The sequence below is a fragment of the Mycobacterium sp. 852014-52450_SCH5900713 genome (assembly GCF_001667075.1).
Lineage (GTDB): Bacteria > Actinomycetota > Actinomycetes > Mycobacteriales > Mycobacteriaceae > Mycobacterium.
On record NZ_LZIL01000009.1, the window covers coordinates 59,297 to 79,227 of the forward strand.

21 protein-coding genes and 1 pseudogene are annotated in these 19,931 nt (G+C 66.4%); 7 read left to right on the plus strand and 15 right to left on the minus strand.

All coding sequences use genetic code 11. The features are described from left to right. Positions 1–83 precede the first annotated feature (83 nt). Positions 84–788, plus strand: a complete 705-nt coding sequence (locus A5773_RS02925) for a DUF2334 domain-containing protein (protein WP_066955012.1) — start codon at positions 84–86, stop codon at positions 786–788. A 48-nt stretch (positions 789–836) separates the two neighbouring features. Beyond that, a complete protein-coding gene (locus tag A5773_RS02930; RefSeq protein WP_066955009.1) occupies positions 837–2,504 on the plus strand; it encodes an FAD-binding dehydrogenase in 1,668 nt (555 codons plus the stop codon). An 85-nt stretch (positions 2,505–2,589) separates the two neighbouring features. Here A5773_RS02930 and A5773_RS02935 read toward each other — a convergent pair whose 3' ends face one another. Then, positions 2,590–3,228, minus strand: a complete 639-nt coding sequence (locus A5773_RS02935; RefSeq protein WP_066955007.1) for an MBL fold metallo-hydrolase — start codon at positions 3,226–3,228, stop codon at positions 2,590–2,592. Between A5773_RS02935 and A5773_RS02940 the strand changes: the two genes are divergently transcribed. From A5773_RS02940 to purQ, 3 genes are all read left to right on the plus strand, one after another. Beyond that, entirely contained in the window at positions 3,205–3,939 is a 735-nt protein-coding gene (locus A5773_RS02940; RefSeq protein WP_066955003.1) for an ATPase, read from the plus strand. The two genes, A5773_RS02935 and A5773_RS02940, sit on opposite strands and share 24 nt — an antisense overlap. A gap of 61 nt (positions 3,940–4,000) precedes the next feature. After that, a complete protein-coding gene (gene purS / locus A5773_RS02945; RefSeq protein WP_066955000.1) occupies positions 4,001–4,240 on the plus strand; it encodes a phosphoribosylformylglycinamidine synthase subunit PurS in 240 nt (79 codons plus the stop codon). Further along, positions 4,237–4,911, plus strand: a complete 675-nt coding sequence (gene purQ / locus A5773_RS02950) for a phosphoribosylformylglycinamidine synthase subunit PurQ (protein ID WP_067263706.1) — start codon at positions 4,237–4,239, stop codon at positions 4,909–4,911. Before purS ends, purQ begins: the two co-directional genes overlap by 4 nt. On the opposite strand, the gene A5773_RS02955 is transcribed toward purQ, so the two are convergent. The 4 genes from A5773_RS02955 to A5773_RS02970 all read right to left on the minus strand — a co-directional run bounded on the left by A5773_RS02955 (position 4,908) and on the right by A5773_RS02970 (position 8,766). Beyond that, positions 4,908–6,287 (minus strand): wax ester/triacylglycerol synthase family O-acyltransferase, encoded by a 1,380-nt coding sequence (locus tag A5773_RS02955; protein WP_197505817.1) that lies wholly within the window; start codon positions 6,285–6,287, stop codon positions 4,908–4,910. The two genes, purQ and A5773_RS02955, sit on opposite strands and share 4 nt — an antisense overlap. Positions 6,288–6,360: 73 nt before the next feature. Next, the gene (locus A5773_RS02960) at positions 6,361–7,176 is read right to left on the minus strand and encodes a lysophospholipid acyltransferase family protein (RefSeq protein WP_066957849.1); all 816 of its coding nucleotides are present in this window, start codon (positions 7,174–7,176) and stop codon (positions 6,361–6,363) included. 198 nt (positions 7,177–7,374) lie between these two features. After that, complete coding sequence (locus A5773_RS02965) at positions 7,375–7,851, minus strand: hypothetical protein (RefSeq protein ID WP_066957851.1); 477 nt, start codon at positions 7,849–7,851, stop codon at positions 7,375–7,377. 96 nt (positions 7,852–7,947) lie between these two features. Further along, on the minus strand, positions 7,948–8,766 hold the full coding sequence (locus A5773_RS02970; protein ID WP_066957854.1) for a GntR family transcriptional regulator: 819 nt from the start codon (positions 8,764–8,766) through the stop codon (positions 7,948–7,950). Between the two features lie 133 nt (positions 8,767–8,899). On the opposite strand from A5773_RS02970, the gene A5773_RS02975 reads away from it, so the two are divergent. Continuing rightward, positions 8,900–9,298, plus strand: coding sequence for a VOC family protein (locus A5773_RS02975; RefSeq protein ID WP_066957856.1), 399 nt, complete (start codon positions 8,900–8,902; stop codon positions 9,296–9,298). Here A5773_RS02975 and A5773_RS02980 read toward each other — a convergent pair. From A5773_RS02980 to A5773_RS03020, 9 genes and pseudogenes are all read right to left on the minus strand, one after another. After that, positions 9,292–9,750, minus strand: a complete 459-nt coding sequence (locus tag A5773_RS02980) for a cupin domain-containing protein (protein WP_066957859.1) — start codon at positions 9,748–9,750, stop codon at positions 9,292–9,294. The genes A5773_RS02975 and A5773_RS02980 overlap by 7 nt on opposite strands. 3 nt (positions 9,751–9,753) lie before the next feature. Next, positions 9,754–11,208 (minus strand): NAD(P)/FAD-dependent oxidoreductase, encoded by a 1,455-nt coding sequence (locus A5773_RS02985; RefSeq protein ID WP_066957861.1) that lies wholly within the window; start codon positions 11,206–11,208, stop codon positions 9,754–9,756. Between the two features lie 24 nt (positions 11,209–11,232). Beyond that, positions 11,233–11,913 carry a haloacid dehalogenase type II gene (locus A5773_RS02990; protein WP_066957864.1) on the minus strand — a complete coding sequence of 227 codons (681 nt, stop codon included), beginning with the start codon at positions 11,911–11,913 and terminating at the stop codon, positions 11,233–11,235. A gap of 2 nt (positions 11,914–11,915) precedes the next feature. Then, complete coding sequence (locus tag A5773_RS02995; protein ID WP_231989200.1) at positions 11,916–12,647, minus strand: TMEM175 family protein; 732 nt, start codon at positions 12,645–12,647, stop codon at positions 11,916–11,918. 153 nt (positions 12,648–12,800) lie between these two features. Next, positions 12,801–13,682, minus strand: coding sequence for a DUF427 domain-containing protein (locus tag A5773_RS03000; RefSeq protein ID WP_066957866.1), 882 nt, complete (start codon positions 13,680–13,682; stop codon positions 12,801–12,803). A gap of 46 nt (positions 13,683–13,728) precedes the next feature. Then, positions 13,729–14,774, minus strand: a pseudogene (locus A5773_RS03005) (zinc-binding alcohol dehydrogenase family protein). A 143-nt stretch (positions 14,775–14,917) separates the two neighbouring features. Further along, positions 14,918–15,592 (minus strand): TetR/AcrR family transcriptional regulator, encoded by a 675-nt coding sequence (locus tag A5773_RS26400; protein ID WP_066957869.1) that lies wholly within the window; start codon positions 15,590–15,592, stop codon positions 14,918–14,920. Beyond that, positions 15,589–16,278, minus strand: coding sequence for a TetR/AcrR family transcriptional regulator (locus tag A5773_RS26405; RefSeq protein WP_066957871.1), 690 nt, complete (start codon positions 16,276–16,278; stop codon positions 15,589–15,591). The genes A5773_RS26400 and A5773_RS26405 overlap by 4 nt, the downstream gene beginning before the upstream one ends. Positions 16,279–16,343: 65 nt before the next feature. Further along, on the minus strand, positions 16,344–17,216 hold the full coding sequence (locus A5773_RS03020; RefSeq protein WP_067789326.1) for an alpha/beta fold hydrolase: 873 nt from the start codon (positions 17,214–17,216) through the stop codon (positions 16,344–16,346). Positions 17,217–17,418: 202 nt separating this feature from the next. Between A5773_RS03020 and A5773_RS03025 the strand changes: the two genes are divergently transcribed. Beyond that, positions 17,419–19,122, plus strand: coding sequence for an MOSC and FAD-binding oxidoreductase domain-containing protein (locus A5773_RS03025; protein WP_067789330.1), 1,704 nt, complete (start codon positions 17,419–17,421; stop codon positions 19,120–19,122). Positions 19,123–19,136: 14 nt separating this feature from the next. On the opposite strand, the gene A5773_RS03030 is transcribed toward A5773_RS03025, so the two are convergent. Beyond that, positions 19,137–19,877, minus strand: a complete 741-nt coding sequence (locus A5773_RS03030) for an SDR family NAD(P)-dependent oxidoreductase (RefSeq protein WP_066957877.1) — start codon at positions 19,875–19,877, stop codon at positions 19,137–19,139. Between the last annotated feature and the right edge of the window lie 54 nt (positions 19,878–19,931).

Here is a 19,931-nt window from a genome sequence, read left to right on the forward strand (position 1 = left end):
CCTGCGGTCCAGCGGTATCGATATACGCCTGCCGTCTGCGTGTCCTTCACCATTCCGAAACCTGAGATCGTCAAACTGCGGGTGTGGCTGGAAAATTGATCGTCTCGGTCTCGGGGATAGGCGAACGCACCCTGAGTGACGTCGAGGCGTTCTGCGCTCAAATGGATGCCCGAAATGTCCCAGTGTCCCTGTTGGTGGCACCGCGGCTCAGTGGTGACTACCGACTCGACCACGACCCGCGCACCGTCGAATGGTTGACCGACCGGCGGTCCGGCGGCGACGCCATCGTGCTGCACGGCTACGACGATGCGGCCACCAAGAAGCGCCGCGGTGAGTTCGCGATCCTTCGGGCGCACGAGGCAAACCTGCGGCTGATGGCCGCCGACCGGGTGCTCGAGCACCTCGGGCTGCGCACGCGGCTGTTCGCGGCACCCGGCTGGGTGGTTTCCCCAGGAGTCGTCAAGGCGTTGCCGGACAACGGTTTTCGTCTGCTTGCCGACCTGCATGGCATCACCGACCTGGTTCGGCACACCACCGTGCGCTCCCGGGTATTGGGTATCGGGGAAGGCTTCCTCACCGAACCGTGGTGGTGCCGGATGGTGGTGCTGTCGGCCGAGCGGATCGCTCGGCGCGGCGGGGTGGTTCGGGTTGCCGTCGCAGCTCGTCACCTGCGTAAACCCGGCCCGCTGCAGGCGATGGTGGACGCCGTCGATTTGTCGCTGATGCACGGCTGCGCGCCCGCGGTCTACCGCTGGCGGCGCGACAGGGCGATTCTCGACGCGGCCTGACCAAGCGTCCCCTCAATCCGCCCGGCGCGGGCACTACCCTGGTCCGACATGAGCGATTCTTCGGCCGCGGGGTTCGGCGCCGATGCCATCATCGTGGGGGCGGGACTCGCAGGGTTGGTGGCCGCCTGCGAATTGGTGGACCGCGGCATGCGGGTGCTGATCGTCGACCAGGAGAGCAGCGCCAACCTGGGTGGGCAGGCGTTCTGGTCGTTCGGCGGCCTGTTCTTCGTCGACAGTCCAGAGCAGCGCCGTTTGGGAATCCGCGACAGCCACGAACTCGCCTTGCAGGACTGGCTCGGCACCGCGGCGTTTGATCGGCCGGAGGACTACTGGCCACGCCAATGGGCGCACGCCTACGTCGATTTCGCCGCCGGGGAGAAGCGCCGTTGGCTGCGTGACCGGGGGCTCAAGCTCTTTCCGTTGGTGGGTTGGGCCGAACGTGGTGGGTATGACGCACGGGGCCACGGCAATTCGGTGCCCCGCTTCCACATCACCTGGGGCACCGGGCCCGCTTTGGTCGAGATCTTCGCCCGTCAGCTGCGGGACCGCTCGACGGTGCGCTTCGCGCACCGCCACCGGGTCGACGAGCTGATCGTCGAGGGCGGCGCGGTAACCGGCGTGCGGGGCACGGTGCTGGAGCCCTCGGCCGCACCCAGGGGTGTGGCGTCGTCACGAACGGCGTTGGGGCAATTCGAGTTCCGCGCACCGGCGGTGATCGTCACCAGCGGTGGAATCGGTGCAAACCACGAGTTGGTGCGCAAGAACTGGCCGAAGCGGATGGGCCGCATACCCGAGCAGTTACTCAGCGGCGTGCCCGCTCACGTTGATGGCAGGATGATCGGCATCTCCCAGCGGGCGGGAGCGCGGGTGATCAATCCGGACCGGATGTGGCACTACACCGAGGGCATCACCAACTACGATCCGATCTGGCCACTGCACGGCATCCGGATCATCCCCGGGCCGTCGTCGCTGTGGCTCGACGCGACCGGCAAGAGGTTGCCCGTGCCGCTGTATCCCGGTTTCGACACCCTCGGCACGCTGGAATACATCACCAAATCCGGGTACGACTACACGTGGTTTGTGTTGAACGCCAAAGTCATCGAGAAGGAATTCGCGCTGTCCGGTCAGGAGCAGAATCCCGATCTGACCGGGCAGAGCCTGCGCGAGCTGCTGCGTAACCGGGCACGCTCCGGCCCCCCGGGGCCGGTGCAGGCGTTCGTCGACCGGGGAGTGGACTTCGTCAGCGCAAACTCGTTGCGGGAATTGGTCACCGGGATGAACAAGTTGCCCGACGTGGCGCCCCTGGACTACGCCACGGTGGAGGGCGAGGTGACCGCCCGCGACCGCGAGGTGGCCAACAAGTTCAGCAAGGACGGCCAGATCACCGCGATCCGCGCCGCCCGCGGCTATCTCGGCGACCGGCTCGGCCGGGTGGTGGCACCGCACCGGCTGACCGATCCGAAGGCGGGGCCGATGATCGCGGTGAAGCTGCACATCCTGACCCGAAAGACGTTGGGCGGCATCGAAACCGATTTGGCCGCCCGCGTGCTGAAAGCCGACGGCACCCCCCTGAACGGCTTGTACGCCGCCGGTGAGGTGGCCGGCTTCGGCGGAGGTGGCGTGCACGGCTACCGCGCCCTGGAGGGCACCTTCCTGGGTGGCTGCATCTTCTCCGGCCGGGCCGCCGGCCGCGGCGTGGCCGACGACATCGCCTAGCGCGGTAGCGCATCGCCCAACGTCACGCGCGCGCAACCCTGGCACGCGAGCGTCACTCTGGCGCGACACTCGAGGTGAGTAGCGGTCAGAAGGTGACCGCGTCCTCCTCGGGCAGCACCTGAAAATCGGTCGTGGTCATCTCGGTGAGCCGGCCATAGTAGATGCCCCGCGCGTCCGGAGCGATGATCCCTTGGTGGATGGGCACCGCGCGCGCGGGTGCCACCGCGCGCAGGTAGTCGACGGCCTCGGAGATCTTCATCCACGGGGCGGCCGCCGGTGTCGCCAATACGTCCACGGGCTCGTCGGGCACGAACAGCGCATCGCCGGGGTGCATCAGTCTGGCGCGATGATCGCCGTCGCCCACCAGGAATGAAATGTTCTCTATCACAGGGATTTCGGGGTGAATGACGGCGTGTCTGCCGCCGACCGCGCGAACCGTCAGCTCACCGATGCTCAGCTCGTCACCGACGTGCACGGCCTGGCAGGGCGCGCCCAGCTGGGCGGTGGTTTGCGGATCGGCGAACAGCGCGGCATCCGGGTTGCCCTCGAGCAGCGCAGGCAGGCGGGTGCCGTCGACGTGGTCGGGGTGCTGATGGGTGATCAGGATGGCCGATAACCCCGTTATGCCCTCAAAACCGTGCGCAAACGTTCCAGGATCGAAGAGCACGCGGGTGTGGTCGAATTCTGCAAGTAGACAGGAATGGCCGAAATGCGTCAGCTGCATGACTACGATTGTGCCCCGACGGGGGTGATGCCGATGCGGGTGATCCTGGCGACCATGGTCGTGGTCGGCGGCCTCGCGGTGGCTCTCATCATCGCCGTGCCCGCACACGCCGAACCGCAGGCCTGTCCGCCCGTGTGTGACCAGATCCCCGACTCCGCGTGGATCCAGCGCCGAGCGGTGCCGCTGGATCCGGTTTACAGCTGGCCCCCGCTGGCTGGCCTGGCGGCGCAGGTGACCGGGTCGACACCCGGCCCTCGATTCCGGTTCGAGGAGGTGTGTTCCACGCCGCCGGTGCCGCGTGACCCCCGCGACTCGGCGGTCGTGGCACGCGCCACGGTCGCCCACCCGGATGGGCAGTGGCAGTTGCAGGCGCAGATCCTGCACTGGCGCGGCGATACGGCAAGCGGCGGCGCCATCGTCGGGTCGGTGTTCAGCAACGCCGTCGCCGCGCTGCGCTCCTGCCAGCAACGTGCGCCGTTGCAATCACCATCGATCACCAGCGACGAAACGAGCCGGATGGCCGCCGTGATCAGTGGTCCGGTCGTCATGCATACCTACCTGCTCGCCCACCCGGCCAGCAGCACGATCAGCGAGCTCACGCTCTGGTCGTCGGGCCCGCCGCAGGTCCCGTGGCCGGCAATGGCCGACGACCCCGTACTGAACGCCATGACCGCGCCCCTCTGCGAGGCCTACATTGCCTCGTGCCCGTAACGGCCGAGCCGCACCTACGCCGGTAGAGTTGGCGCGAAGACAGATCTGAGGAGGAGCGCCGGTGGGCCGGGTAGTCGTTCATGTGATGCCCAAAGCGGAGATTCTCGACCCGCAGGGTCAGGCCATCGTCGGCGCGTTGGGCCGACTCGGCCATCCGGGAATCTCAGATGTCAGACAGGGCAAGAGATTCGAACTCGAGGTGGACGACACCGTCGACGATTCGGTGCTGGCCGACATAGCGGAGACTTTGTTGGCGAACACGGTGATCGAGGACTGGACGATCAGCCGGGAGACCAAGTGACGGCAAGAATCGGCATCATCACCTTTCCGGGGACCCTGGACGACGTCGACGCCGCCCGGGCGGCGCGGAGTGTCGGGGCCGAGGCGGTCAGCCTGTGGCACGCCGACGCCGACCTCAAGGGCGTCGACGCCGTGGTGGTGCCGGGAGGGTTCTCCTATGGCGACTACCTGCGGGCGGGGGCGATCGCCCGGTTCGCCCCAGTGATGGGTGAAGTGGTGGCCGCCGCGAATCGCGGCATGCCAGTCTTGGGCATTTGCAACGGATTTCAGGTGCTCTGCGAGGCCGGGCTGCTTCCCGGGGCGCTGACCCGCAACATCGGGCTGCACTTCGTCTGCCGCGATGTGTGGTTGCGGGTGGCGTCGATCTCGACGGCCTGGACGTCGCGTTTCCAGTGGGGTGCTGAGCTGCTGGTGCCGCTGAAGTCCGGCGAGGGCCGCTACGTGGCCCCCGACGATGTGCTCGACGAGCTGGAAGGGGAGGGCCGGGTCGTATTCCGCTACCTCGACAACCCCAACGGCTCCCTGCACGACATCGCCGGAGTCAGCTCCGCCAACGGCCGTGTCGTCGGACTGATGCCGCACCCCGAGCACGCCATCGAAGCGTTGACTGGCCCCTCCGACGACGGCTTGGGCCTGTTCTATTCGGCGCTGGACGCGGTGCTTTCGGTCTAGGCGGAAATCCCTGCGGCTGACCGTAATTCGGCGAATGCTGCGCTGATGGCGTCGGTCGCTTCGTGTGGGTCGTCGAACGTCTGATCGTCGGTGAGCACGGCGACGCCGAGCTGGTCGACGTAGCTCCACACGGTGATATTGACCGGGGCGCCCGGCGACAAGACCCCGGTTGAGTAGATCTCGCTGACCGCCGCGCCGCCGAAGTGCCCGCGCTCACGCGGGCCCACCACGCTGGAGACAGCGACGTTCATCAGCTTGTTCGGCGCGTCGCGCCGCCCCAGCCACCGGAAAGCGGCCGGGGCAGCGGCGGTCGGCAGGTAGGCCATTAGTCGCCCGTAGAGCTGCGGGCCGAGGATCTCGTGGTCTTCCTTGGCAATTCGAGTTGCCAATGCCACCAGCCGCGCCCGGTCGGCGGCATCGGCAACGTGTACCGGCAACGAGATCATCAGGCCGCTGATCTCATTGCCGGTGATGCGGTCCGACTTGTCGGTCGCCGTCGGTACGGACGCGATGATCGGCCGGTCGGCCGCGCCGTCATACGCCAACAGCAGCGTGCGCAGGCCGCCGGCGGCGGTCGCAAGGATCAGGTCGTTGATGGTGATGCCCAGCGCCTTGGCCGTCGCCTTGGCGTCGGCCAGCGGCAGCGTCGTGCTGGCGAACCGCCGCTGAGGCGAGACGACGTGGTTCAAGAACGTCGGCGGGGCGTCGAACGCATCGGCCAGGTCCGGGTGGTCACCGCGTTGTTTGGACCGGCGGCGCACTCGCGTCAGCCCTACGGCGGCGTCCCTGACCAGCCCCGGCAGTTCGGCGATTTGCCGGGCATGGTCGCGGGCCGCGGCGCGCAGCAGGTCGGCGGTCGAAGCGGTGACGCCCGTTTCGTCGTTGTCGCGTTCGTCGGTTGGCCCGTCCTCGAGATCCATGGCGCGGGACAGCAGGTTGACGGACGCCACGCCGTCGGCCAGCGCGTGGTGAATCTTGCCGACGAGGGCGAATCGCCCACCGGCCAGCCCCTCGGCGAAGTGAAACTCCCACAGCGGCCGGCTGCGGTCCAGCGGCGTCGAGGCGACCTGGCCGATCACCTGGTCGAGCTCTCGCCGGCCGCCCGGCGGGGGCACCTGCACGCGCCGCAGGTGGTAATCGAGGTCGACCTCGCAGTTCTCCTGCCACATCGGGTGATGAAGCTGCCAGGGGATGTCGACGAGCTGGTAGCGCAACGGTTCCAGCAGGTGCAGCCGGCGACGAACGTGACGGCGGAACGCCTCGAAGCCGAACTCGGCTTCGGCGGGGTCGATGACCGCCACTTTCAACGTGTGGGTGTGCAGATTGGGCGTCTCGCTGTAGAGCAGCATGGCGTCCATGCCGTTGAGCCTCTTCAACCGCCACCCCGCCGTGGAATCAGCTTGTGCTGTCGCGACTTTCGCATGGCGTCTCGCCTTCAGTCATCGGACGTCAGCCGAGGATGGGGAGTCGGCGCTGACCGGCGAGTCGCTTGAGCGCCGATTCCATGACCGCGCGCACGTGCGCGTCGACCTCGTCGATGTCGGGGTCGTCGCCGAACTGGGCGGTGACGTCGATCGGTTCGAGCACCTCGGTGACGATCTTGGCGGGTAGCGGCAGGTTTGGTGGGAAGATCACGCTCAGCCCGAACGGGAACCCGAAGCTCACCGGGAAGATATCCATGCGCGCCTTCGTCAGCCCCAATTTGCGCGCCAGCCAGTTGCCGCGGGTCAAGAAGAGTTGGGTCTCCTGGCCTCCTATCGAGACGGTGGGCACGATCGGCACCCCGGCCTCGATGGCGGTCCGCACGTAGCCGGTGCGCCCGTTGAAGTCGATGGAGTTGGCGCTGAAGGTAGGCCGGTAGGAGTCGTAGTCACCGCCCGGAAACACCAACACCACCGCGCCCGAATGCAGTGCCGCGGCAGCGTTTTCGCGGCTCGCCTCGATAACCCCGAGGCGGCGCAGCCAGCCGTCCAGGGGGCCCATGAACAGGCCGTAGTGGCCCAGGGTGTAGACGGGCCGGTCGTAACCGAACTTCTGGTAGAACGCCGGGGAGAAGATCAACACGTCCGGGGTGAGCATGCCTCCCGAGTGGTTGGACACCACCAACGCTCCGCCGGACGGCGGGACGTTGTCGAGATTGCGCACCTCGGCCCGATACCACCGCTTGATGACCGGCCCGAGGGCATTGGCGACCTGCTCGGTAAAGGCCGGATCCCACTTGGCGGTTTCGTGGTTTTCGGCCGCCTCAACACCGCTGCCCTTCATGGCTTCCCCGTTGTCGTGTTCTTGCCGTTTGGTATTGATTGCCGGTGTGACGCAGATCTCAAACCTGAGTCCCGGATTGGCATGTCCTACTCTCCGTATAAGAGAATGCCATATTCGTTCGCTGACGACGCCGGACGGTATCCGAGAAAAGCCTGTGGCTCTCGCCCGCTGACAACGGGTGGCACCGGCGCGCGAGGATCAGCCGGCGTCGCGCAGCAGTGGATGCGCCGTCGGCAGGTCGCCGGCCGGGCTCAAGTCGTAAAAGAGGTCGGTCGCGTCCGCGATCGTGCGGTCGACGAAGGCGGCGAAGTCGTCGAAGGAAACGTTCTGCCGGATCCAGTGCGACCTGCGCGCCACCACACCGATTCGCTGTGGGTCGGACGAGCCGTGCACGATCGCGGTGACTTCGCGTTCCTGGCGGTTCCAGGTGTCAGAGAAGTGCACCAACCAGGAGCGCTCGGCGGCGGGGAAGAAGCACCCCGGAGTCACGCGAATGATCAGCACGTCGCCGTGCTCGGGCGAGATCTCGAGGTGGACGTGCAGGCGCCTCGCGACGGACGTGCGGGCGCTGGTGACGAAGAAGTATTCACCGTCGTGGTGGCCACGGAAATAGCGTCGCCCGCGGGTGCGCAGGTAATGTTCGACCAAGTTTGCGCACGTGGGCTCGTTCGTCATGAAAACATGCTGCGGCCAGTGGCTTTGCGGATGCTGGGAGACAAGCCATGGGCCACCGAAGAATCTGTTGAGAATTGGCTGAGTCGAGGCGGCCGTTCAGCGCCGCTCGACAATCCCCGCACCGGGCGCCGGCATGGTCCGGGGCAGCATTACCGAGAACCGGTACCGCTCGGGACGATAGTGGAACTCCACGACCTCCAGGGGCTTGTCGTCATTGCCGTAGCTGATGCGTTCAAGCACGAGCACTGGGGAGCCCAACGGCAGATTCAACGCGCCGGCCACCTCGACGGAGGCCCCCGCCGCGTGGATCTCATAGCCGGCCCGGGCGACGGGGATGCCCAGTCGCCGCTCCCACATCGTGTAGGTGCTTTCCATCGCCCGTGCGGGTTGCGTGTCCGACACGCTCGACAGCAGCGGTTCGACGGCCTTGCCCAGTCCCGGCGGCAAGTAGGCGATCATCAGCGCCAACGGCACGTCCCCGTCGCGAAAGCGCCGGTGGATGCAAAGGACTTTGGACAAGCCGAGCGTTTCGGCTATTCGTTGCGGGGGCTCATCGACGCGATGGGACAGCACGTCGACGTGTGGAGTGATCCCGGAGCTCGCCAAGACCTCGGTGATCGTCCGCACGCCGGAGCCCAATTCTTGTCTGACCGGGTTGGTCACGAAGGTGCCCAGACCCTGGCGCCGCACCAGCCAGCCCTGGCGCTCGAGCAGTCCGACTGCGGCTCGCACGGTTACCCGGCTCAGACCGGATCGATCGATGAGCTCCCGCTCGCTGGGCAGGCGTCCGCCGCGGGGCACGCGTTGCTTGATGATCGCGGCCTTGAGCGCTTCGGCGAGCTGAGTGCTCGCGGGCACGCTGCCGCGCCTGACTCGCAGATCGGCGGACTCGAGGTCGAGCGACCGGGTGGTCATAAGACGTATTAAAACGTCTGGTGGGTGGGGCGTAAAGGCCGCTTGCCGCGCCGTTGCCGCCCACAACCGACAACAGCCGTCGGATTACTCTGGCGCCGAGCGATTTTCGGCTGCACACCACAGGAGGCTGACCGTGGCATTCGCAGTGGAACGGATTGATCATGTCGTGCTGAACTGCACAGACGTCGAGGCCACCGCCGCGTGGTACGAGCGGGTTCTGGGCATGCGGCGAGAGACGTTTGGTCCCGCTGGCCGGATCGCCCTGCGCTTCGGGGAGCAGAAACTCAACCTGCGGCCGGTCGGGGCGCTGGCCGCCGACCCCGAGTGGATTACCGGGTCGGTCGAGGCGGCCGGTTCCGAGGACCTGTGCTTCATCACCCGCAGCGGCCCGGACGAGGTCCGCGCCCACCTCGCCGACTGCGGAGTTCAGATCGTTGCGGGACCGGTCGCCAGAACCGGAGCCTTGGGACCGATGACCTCACACTACTGCCGCGACGTTGACGGGAATCTCATCGAAATCGCGGTCTACTGAAGGGGATACAACGTCGGCAGATTCACCACGATCGCCTCTTGAGTGCTGCGCGCGATGACGACCTCCGCCGGTGCGTCTGGATCAGGGTTTTCCTCCCGGTGCGGCAAGTGTGGCGGGATGAAGACGTAGTCCCCGGGCGAAGTCGAGATGCGCACCTCTTGGGCGCCGTCGTGAAAGACGAATTCCGGGTGGCCGCTGCGAACGTAGATGGCGGTCTCCGAATCGCCGTGATGGTGATTGGACGACACGGTCGACGGCATTGCGTGTGTCTCGCCCATCCAGAGCTTCTCGGCTCCGACCGACGCGCCGCTGAGCGCTGCGAACCGACGGAGTCCCTCCGATTGCGCGGTGTCGGAAGTGATGTCCGATGCCCTGACGTGATGCACCCGGTTATGGGCGGCTTCCAATGTTGTCTCGTCGAAATCGGGATGGAATCCGTCTGCGGTGGCCATACGTCAATTATGGTCCGATGCATCCCGATACGCCTCGAGGAGCCGCAGCCACAGCTCGCTGACCGTTGGGAAGCAGGGCACGGCGTGCCACAACCGCTCGATGGGCACCTGGCCGGCGACCGCGATGGTGGCGGAGTGCAGCATCTCGGTGACCCCGGGCCCAACCAGCGTGACCCCGAGCAAGTGCCCGCGATCGAGGTCCACCACCATCCGCGCCCGGCCGCTGTACCCATCGGCATAAAGCTTGGCCCCCATCACCACATCGCCGATCTGCACGTCGACCGTGCGTACCCGGTGCCCGGCCCGCTCGGCCTGCCGGGCCGTAAGGCCGACCGCGGCGGCTTCGGGAGTGGTGAAGAAGGCCTGCGGCACGGCGTAATGGTCGGCGGTGGTTGCATGCCTGCCCCAGGGTGCGGTGTCCAACGGGCTACCCGCCGCGCGCGCTCCGATCGCCGCTCCAGCAACGCGGCCCTGGTACTTGCCCTGATGGGTCAGCAAGGCCCGGTGATTGACGTCGCCCGCGGCGTAGAGCCAGCCATCTTCTATCGCCCGCACTTGGCAGGTGTCGTCGACCTCCAGCCAGTCGCCGGGTGCCAGACCGACGGTGTGTAGACCGATGTCGTCGGTGAGCGGAGCGCGGCCCGTCGCGAAAAGCACTTCGCTGACTTCCAATTCGGAGCCATCGTCCAACTCGAGGGTCACCACTCCGCCGTTGGGCCGGTGCAGCGCGCGGACCGATACTCCAATGCGGACATCCACGCCGGCATCGGCGAGGCCGCGGCCGACGAGCTCGCCAACGAAGGATTCCATCCTCGGCAGAAGGCCCGAACCTCGCGCGAGGAGGGTCACCTGGGACCCCAATCCTTGCCATGCAGTTGCCATTTCAACGCCCACGCCGCCGGCGCCCACCACCGCGAGCCGCTCGGGGACGTTGCTGCTGTCGGTGGCTTGGCGGTTGGTCCACGGCCTGGCTTCGTCGATGCCGGGCAAGTCGGGCAGGACGGGCCGGCTTCCCGTGCAGATCACGACGGCGTGCCGTGCTGTCAACACGGACGTGGCTCCGTCGGACGCGGTGACCGCGACTCGTCGCGGGCCATCCAACCGGCCATGGCCGCGCACCAGGGTGGCGCCGATGCCGCCCACCCAGTCGGCCTGGCCGGTGTCGTCCCAGTCGCTGACGTAGCGGTTACGGCGGCGGAAAACTTTGGCGGCATTGATGGGGCCGCTGACCGCCTCGCGCGCGCCGTCGACGTGGCGGGCTTCCGAGACGGCAATCACCGGACGCAGCAGGGCTTTACTGGGCACGCAGGCCCAGTAGGAACACTCGCCGCCGACGAGTTCGCGCTCGACCAGCGCGACGCTCAGGCCCGCCGCCCGGGCGCCCTCTGCGGCGTTCTGCCCGATCGGCCCGGCCCCGAGCACAATGACGTCGTAGCCGCTTTCTTCGTGTGCTGCCATCGTTGTCGTCCTCCCCGTGATGCGTCAGCTGGCGACGAGCTTCGCGGCCAGCTGGCGCAGGTCTTTCGCCACCAGATCCGGTTGGGGCAGCCCGTCGACGGGCAGCGGCGGATTGCCGGGCCGGGTGATGAGCGCACCGCTGAAGCCGACCTTCTGGGCGCCGAGGGTATCCCACACGTGGGCGGCCACCATCATGCAGTCGGCCGGGGCCACTTCGAGCGTCTCGCACGCGTATCGGTAGACGGCGGGCGCCGGCTTGAAGGCGTGGCAGGCGTCGACGCTCAATTGCACTTCGAAGAATTCGGCCAGCCCGGAACTCTGCAGCGCCGTTGGCCCGTCCGGGTTGGGCGGTGAATTCGTCAAGGTGACCAGACGAAAACCGTTGTCACGTAGGGCGGCTAGCCCTGGCGCCGCGTCTGGGTGGGCGGGCATCGTGAGCAAGCCTGTCTTCAGGCGCTGCAGGTCATCGTCGGAGACGTCGACGTGGTGGATGACGCCCACCATGCGCAGCACGCCTTGGGCGAGGGTGGAGAAGTTCACATAGCTGTCCGCCAACGTGGCGGACATCGAGTACATGATCAGCTGGGCGAACCACTCGCGAAGCACCCGCTGATCAGCGAAAAGATCACTGAAAAGCGGTGCGAGGGAATCGATATCGACCAGTGTCTCGTTGACGTCGAAAACCAGGACTGACGGTACGCGCATGGTCACGGCTTGTCCTTTTTCAGAGTTGGAGCATCCGGCCGGAGATACCCGATCAAACACAAACAAATCAAAGCCATCCCCACAAAGGGCCACCAAAGCGCGGCCACGCCGGCCGTTGTGAAGACGCCGATCGTGATGAATGACCTCATCCGCAACAACCTGCGCATTCGATCCGTGACTTCTTCAGGAGCGGGCCGGTCGACCACTTCCCAGCACAGTGCGAGATACGTGATGTTTACGAGCACGAACACGAACGCATATGAGGCCACGGGGGCAGCGGCGAACCTACTGTCGGCGATCCACTCGGTGGTTATCGGGATGAGCGAGACCGAGAACAAATGCGCGAAGTTCGACCACACCAGCCGCGGCGTCGCCAGCTCCGCATAGCCGAACAGGTGATGATGGTTGACCCATACGATCGCGATGAACAAATAGCTGACCACATAGCTCAGGCCGGTGGGCCATAGCGGGATTAGGGCGCTGAAGCTGTGGGCGGTCGGAGGCTTGAGCTCCAGCACCAAGATCGTGATGAGCACCGCGAACACACCGTCGGAGAACGCTCCCACCCGGTCGGGACTGGATTTGCGCACAACCACTGCGCCCCCTTCAGGCTCGTTGATGGTTTCGTTCCTGCAACACCCACGCATTACCGTCGGGATCGCGGAAATCCGCAAAGCTCGCATAGTCAGTGCGGCCGCTAGCTGGGCCAGGAAGAAACCCGCCGCGCCAGCCACCGCACGTGTCCTTGTGCCGGGTGTCGCTGACCGTCACCCCGCGTCCCACAAGCTCCGCCCGGTAGCCTTCGATGTCGCAAACGACCAGGTAGAGACCTTGCAGCGAGCGATCGGGATCCGTAACAGGCACGACGACAACTTCGAGGGAAGCCTTCATGGGATCCCCGCGGTTGGTGTCTTCCCTAAGACCTCATCTGTGTCCAATCCGCGGTCGATGCCGTGGGGAATGACGGTCTGGCCTGGCTCGAGTTCAAGCTGTTCGCCGTCGAGGTAGACATCAATCTTATCCGGCTCGAAGGAAACCCAGTTCGCCACCCGCCTCACCTCGCGCCATGCGCTGAGGTAGGACCACGCCGCGCGTTTCCGGTCGCCGATATCGTAATAGGAGCAGATACCTTTGTAGGGGCAAAAGGTTTGCGTCTCAACAATTTCGAGAGCAGACTCGTCAATATCCTCGCGGGGCACATACCAGCGTGGCGCAAATCCTGACTCATAAAGCGCCAGCGGGTGCTGGGTATCGGCGATCACCCTGTCACCAGCACGAACAATCAGATGCCGTGCCGTGGAACGGATGTCGATGCGATGATAGGCGTCCGCGGCATGCCCGACGATGCGCTCGTCCTCTTCGTAAAAGGCGTCCATGGCGCGCCAGGCAAACGCGAGACGCCCGTCGAGGTCCGATGCATAGGGCGGCAGACAAGTATGCCGCCAAGCTGCGTGGCTGGCCTCCCGCTCCGCGACCTTGATGGTGAACCACTGCGTGCCACCAAGGTCCTGATGCTCTGTGACGCGATCCTCGGCCAACACGATGCCCGCCTCGATGTCGCCGAGCGGGAAGTAGGCGACCGGATAGCGACCCGGCTCGTGCAACAGAACCACGTTCTCGCTGTCAGCGATCCACCTGTCCGCGAATTGCACTCGCATTCGCCTTCGCAGCGGCTCGGCGTACAGCAGTCGTCGTGGTAACGGCTGCTCGGTCAGGAATCGTCCCGCTGATCCGGTCGCAAGCGGACCTTGCTGCCATGCCAGCCCCATCGTCTAGTCCCTTCCCCGCGAATTTCTTTGCTGGAACAGGCTTCTCTTATTGCATCACCACGACCATCTTGCCGCCGGCCTCCCCTGATTCCATCACGCGGTGCGCCTCGCGGATCTCGTCGAAGGCGAAGACGCGGGACGGCGTGGCCTCCAGCGTGCCGTCGGCGACCTGGCGTGCGATGTCTTGCAGGGGGACATCCGAGAGCGGAAAGCCGGGTGTCCCGAACACGAAGCTGCCGAAGAAGTTCCAGTTGACCCCGCTTGGCATGCGCAACAGCGGGTTGAAATTCCCGATCGGGTCCAGCCCGCCCAGCCATCCCGCCAGGCAGGCCGTTCCCTCGCGGCGCAGCATGTCGAGGGAATCCAGGATGGTGCTGTTGCCGACCAAGTCCAGGACGACATCGACCTGTTTGGCCTCCAGGAGATGGTCGGCCAGGTCGCGCCTTTCCAATTCGACGCGCGATGCGCCGAGCTCCTCGAGCATGGGAAACCGGCCGTGACTTCGCGCGGTGGCGATGACGCGCGAGCCGGCGGCGACGGCCATCTTGAGCGCGGCCTGCCCGAGCGACGAGGTCGCGCCGCGCAGGACCAGCGTCTGTCCCGACCTCAGGCCGAGGTTGCGGAAGAGGCATGTCCAAGCGACCGCGTAGGTTTCGGGCAGCGCGGCCAACTGTGCCCAGGGCAGCTCGGATTCGATGGCGGCGACGTTCGCCGCGCGCACGCGGGTGTACTGCGCGTAGCTGCCATTGATGGTTCGGCCGAGGCCGCCCATCAGCGCCGCCACTTTGCGCCCACGCGGAACTCACCGCTCGGGCACGAGTCGACGATGCCGACGCATTCGATGCCGCTGACCTCCGCGGCTTCGGCCCATTCGCCCCGGCGCATGTGCAGCTCGGCGTGATTGATGCCGAAGGCCTTGACTTCGATCACCACTTCGCCGTCCTTGGGCAACGGCTTTGGGATGTCGGTGTAGACCAGGCTGTCCAGGCCGCCGAATCCCTCCAGGATGATCGCCCGCATGGTTTCCCCGCCGGGCCGCTCACGGACTACGGCGGGTGCGGAGGGTAGCTCAGGTGCATTGGTGGTGGACACGTGGCGCTCCTCCCAAATATCCAGCGGGGGCGTGGGGATATCGGCGCGCCACCAGAACCGGTGAGCTGCCGCAGACCTCACTGGGCCAACCAACCCAATTATTATGGGCTAGCTATCCCATTCTGTCCAGAGAAGCGGTGCGCTTACTTGGATCGGGACGTGCCGCGGCGCCGCGTCGAGGTGGCTCGGCTCGCGCGCGTCTGCGCTGTGAAGGAGCGGACGTAGTCGACGCCGGCGTTGACGGCGGCCCGCAGTGGTTCCCCATCCCCGGTGGCGTACGTCAGCATGGCGCCGCCTTGGTGGGCGACAACCAACGACACCGCCAGGTGCCGCGGATCGGCGTCGGGGCGCAGGTCGCCGCGCCGGCGCATCGCCATAAGACCGGTCTCGAACAGCTCAATCCACTGGTCATAACCTCTGGAGAGATCGTCGTGAATTTCGTCGTCGGCGTCGATCAGCTCGCCCGCCAAGGAGCCGTAGACGCAACCGCCGACGCGGTAGACGGCGTCTATGTCGGCGACGCAGGCGTCGGCCCAGGCCTGCAGGGCGTCGACGCTGTCCAGGGCGCCGAGCGGTGGCTGGGTGTGAAATGCCCGCACGTCTTCGCGGCGGGCGGCAACGACCTGACGGGTCAGCTCGCGTTTGTCGCGGAAGTAGTGCGCGATCTGTGAGCCGCCCACTCCGGCCGCGCGCCGTACCTGGTCGATGCTGGTGTTGGCGACGCCACGCTCGAACGTGAGCCGCGCGGCTGCATCAACGATCCGTGCGCGCGTCGCCAGTCCCTTGCGGGTGAATCGTCCCGGGCTTTCGGCATTCACGTGGCGGCCCTCGCGCGGCGCCGGGTACGCCGCGCCGGTCGCGGGGTTCGCTCGTCCGGATCGGTTGCGAAGGTGCGCAGGTAGTTGATCGCGAAGCGCACCGCGTCGGCGTGCGGCCATTCCGCCCGGTAGGTGAATGCCAAAGTGCCTCCGCCCTGATGGGCGGCGACGATGACCATCGCCAATCGTCGAGGGTCGGCGTTCGCGACCAAGGCGCCGCCATCCTTCATCCGCTGGATCGCTGCCTGGAGCAGATCGACCCACTGCCAATAGCCCGCCGCCAGCGTTTCACGCGTCGCGTGGTCGGACTTCGCCAGCTGGGCGGCAAGCGCGTGGTAGGTGGGTGTGCCGAAATATCCGATGCGCCTGAGGTATCGCATGTTGAGGTCGATCCACCGCTCGAAGTCTCCGAAAGAAGCCAGGCCACCCAGCTGGGGCTGCCGGTGGAAGTCGAGCACCACGCCGATCTGACGCCTGAGGACCGCGCGAATGAGCGCGCTCTTGTCGGCGAAGTAGTGGGCCAGCTGCGAACCGCTGACCGATGCCGCCTTGCGGACGTTTTCCATGTTCGCCGCGGACAGGCCCTCGGTGACGATCAGCTGGGCGGCCGCTTCCACGATGCGGTCCCGGGTGGCGCGCCCCTTGGCGGTCAACCGTTGTTCGTCTTGAACATCGGAATGGGCCATTGCGTCAGGCTAACCCGCGAGCCTTGGGAACTATGGGATATCCAACCCATTGATCCCGGAACCGGTCAGGCGGTCATGTCAACCTTGGTTAGGAAGCCGCGAATCAGCGCGGCGACGTCGTCCAGTGCGGACTCCAGCAGGAAGTGGCCGCCCTCAAGCAGGCGGATCTCGGCATCCGGCAGGTCGTCGGCGAACGCCTCGGCGCCGGCGGGACCAAAGATCTCGTCGCCGCGGCCCCACACCGCCAGCAGCGGTATCTGGCTGGCGCGCAAGTATTCGTGCAAGACCGGGTAGAGCGGCGCGTTGGTTGCATAGTCCCGCAACAATTTCAGCTGCACCAGGTCGTTGCCCGGCCGCGATATGAGCGCGTAATCGTGGTGCCACGATTCGGGGTCGACGAGGGTCTCGTCGGCAACGCCGGTGACGTATTGCCATCGAGTGGCGTCCAGCGTGAGGAACTGCCGGACCGCGGCCTCCGTCTCCTGCGTTTGTTCGCGTTGGTATGCGCGCACGATCTTCCAGAAGCTGTCGACGAATCCCGCGTCGTAGCCGTTGCCGTTCTGGGTGATGATCGCGGTGATCGCCGACGGGTCGCGCAGCGCCAGCCGCCAGCCGATCGGCGCGCCGTAGTCCTGGACGTACATCGCGTACCGGTCGACGTCGACGGCGCGCAGCAATGCGGCAGTGAGGTCGGTCAGCGCGTCGAAGGTGTAGTCGAACTCCTGGACGGACGGCGCGTCGGAAAGCCCGAAGCCCAGGTGATCCGGTGCGATGACGTGGTAGCGGTCGGCGAGCATCGGGATCAGATGGCGGAACATGTAGGAGCTGGTGGGAAACCCGTGCAAAAGCACCAGGGCGGGATGGTTCGGGTCGCCCGCGTGCCGGAAGAACAGCCGGTGACCGTCGACGGTGGCGTAACGATGATGGACAGCCGGCATTGTTTTCCTCCTGGGATTCGCCCTCAAACAGCACGCGGCACCGGGCACACGTTCAGGAATCCACTGCCGCGCCGTTTTGGGTTGTGTCGCCCAGTATGCACCTGAGCGGGCACCGCGCAACAGTCCCACCTCCTGTTGCCCTCCGGCACGGAGCGGCATATTCTGGGCCGGCCGTCCCACTGGCGAAGCCCGGAGGTGAATAGTGGGCAAGCTGGTTTCGGTGAACGTCGGCCGCCCCAAGAACGTTCAGTGGCATCACAAGACCGTCTACACCGGGATCTGGAAAACTCCTGTCGAGGGGCCGGTCATGGTGCGTCGCCTGAACATCGACGGCGACGGTCAGGGTGATCTCGGCGGCCACGGCGGCGAGCAGCGCGCTGTCATGGTGTATCAGACCGAGTCATATGACTTCTGGAAGAAATACCTGGGCCGCGACGACCTCGTGCCGGGCCACTTCGGGGAGAACTTCACCATCACTGGGCTGCCCGACGACGAGGTGTGCATCGGTGACCGCTACCAAATCGGTGAAGCCGAGTTCGAGGTCACCCAGCCCCGCGTCACCTGCTTTCGGGTCGGAATGCGCCTCGACGAACCAAGGATGCCGAACCTCCTTGTCTCCCAACGCCGGCCGGGATTTTACTTTCGGGTGATTTCCGAAGGACAGGTGCGTGCCGGCGATGACGTCGTGCGTACGCGCCGTGGTCGCCACGAGCTCAGCGTCGCCGACGTCGATGCGCTGTTGTACTTGCCGGACCGCGACCTCGAGCTACTCCACAAGATTGTCGACGTCCCCGCGCTCAGCCCGGGCTGGCAGCAGTCGTTCCGGGACATGCTCGCCTCACCGCAGGGACCGGCGTCCGAGCCTCCGACCGTGATACCGGCGTGGGATGGGTTTCGGCCCTTACGGGTTAGGGGAGTGCGCCGGGAAAGCCCACAGGTGATGTCCATCGAACTGGAAGCCGAGGACCGTTCCGCGCTACCGGCGCCGCTGCCAGGGCAATATCTGACGGTGCGAATCCCCGGCGCGGGAGCCCCGGCGCCGCTGCGTAGTTACTCCCTCTCCGGGGACCCCGCCGCGGGGTACTACCGCATCAGCGTCAAGCGGGAAGAGCACGGACTGGTCAGCTCGTGGCTGCACTTGCACGTTCAGCCGGGCTCGGTCGTCGAGGCCGCCGCCCCGCGCGGAGAGTTCTGCCTCGCCGACGGCGGCGGCCCGGTGCTGCTGATGTCGGCGGGAATCGGCATCACACCCGTCTTGGCCATGCTGCACACGCTCGCCGAGGCCTGCAGCAGGCGCGACATCTGGTGGCTGCACACCACCCGTAACCGCGAAATGCAAGCTTTCGCAACCGAAGTCGCCAGCTTGATCAAATCTCTGCCGAGTGCTCGGCAGTCGGTGTTCTACACACAGACCCAAGGCCGTTTGGACCGCCCGGCCATCGCGGCGCTAGGTATCCCGGCCAATGCCACGGCATACCTGTGCGGCCCAACCCAGTTCATGAGCGACATGCGCGACGCACTCACCGCGGAGGGCCTGGCTCCTGAGCGGATCCACAGCGAGCTATTCGGCGCCCTGCCGTCGATCAATCCGGGTATCGTCGACGGCGCTCCTCGCACGCCGCCGCACCCGCCGGCCGGACTTGCGGGAACGGGCCCGTCGATCACCTTCGCGCGCAGCGGCCTAACGGTCAACTGGTCATCCCAGTTCGGGAGCATCCTCGAGTTGGCCGAAGCTTGCGACGTGCCCACCCGGTTCTCCTGCCGCAGCGGCGTGTGTCATGTGTGCGTCACCGGAGTTGTCGCCGGCAGGGCCAGTTACGTGCAGCCGCCGCTGGAGCCGCCCGAGCAGGGGACCATACTCATCTGCTCGGCGGCCCCGGAGACCGAGCTGGTGCTGGACCTGTAGCGAAAACCGTTGCGTCAGGCGGTGATCGCGCGTTGACCGCCGCTCACGGGCACCACAGCGCCGTTGACATAACTGGCGTCGGGAGAGCTGAGAAAGACGATTGCGCTCGCGATTTCACTCGGCTCGGCGGGCCGGCCGATCGCGGTGCTGGCCGCCACCGCCTCCAGCATGCCGGGTGTCGCGGTGGTGCCGGGGGTGTCGGTTGGTCCCGGCGCGATCGCGTTCACCCGCACTCCGGACCGGCCGAACTCGTCCGCCCAGACACGCGTCAGCAGCTCCAGGCCGGCCTTGGTAGCGCCATAGATGCCCGCGCCGCTGGCCGGCACCGACGCCGCGACGGTGCTCACGTTGACCACCGCGCCACCGCCGCGCTCCATCATCCCCGGCGCCAATTGCTGGACCAAAATGTAAGGGGCGCGCAGGTTCACATTCACGTGCTCGTCGAAGGCGGCGTCATCCGTCTCCACGGTGGTTCCGAATTTGTAGATTCCGGCATTGTTGATCAAGATGTCGACCGGCCCCGCCTCGGCCGCCAGGCGGCGCACGTCGTCGGGGTCGTTGAGGTCGGCCGCGACGAAACGGGCTCTCCCGCCGGCATTTTCGATCTCGCGGACGGTCTTCGCGCCGCGTTCGGCGTCGCGGCCGTGTACCACGACCTCAACCCCGCGTTCCGCGAGCTGGAGCGCGATTTCCTTGCCGATACCGGACGTGGCCCCGGTCACCAGCGCGGTGGAGCCGGCCATCGTTGCTGCCATCGGATCCTGCCTCCAGGTGAGAAGTTCACTTGCCTCACCGACAGCAGCCGCATC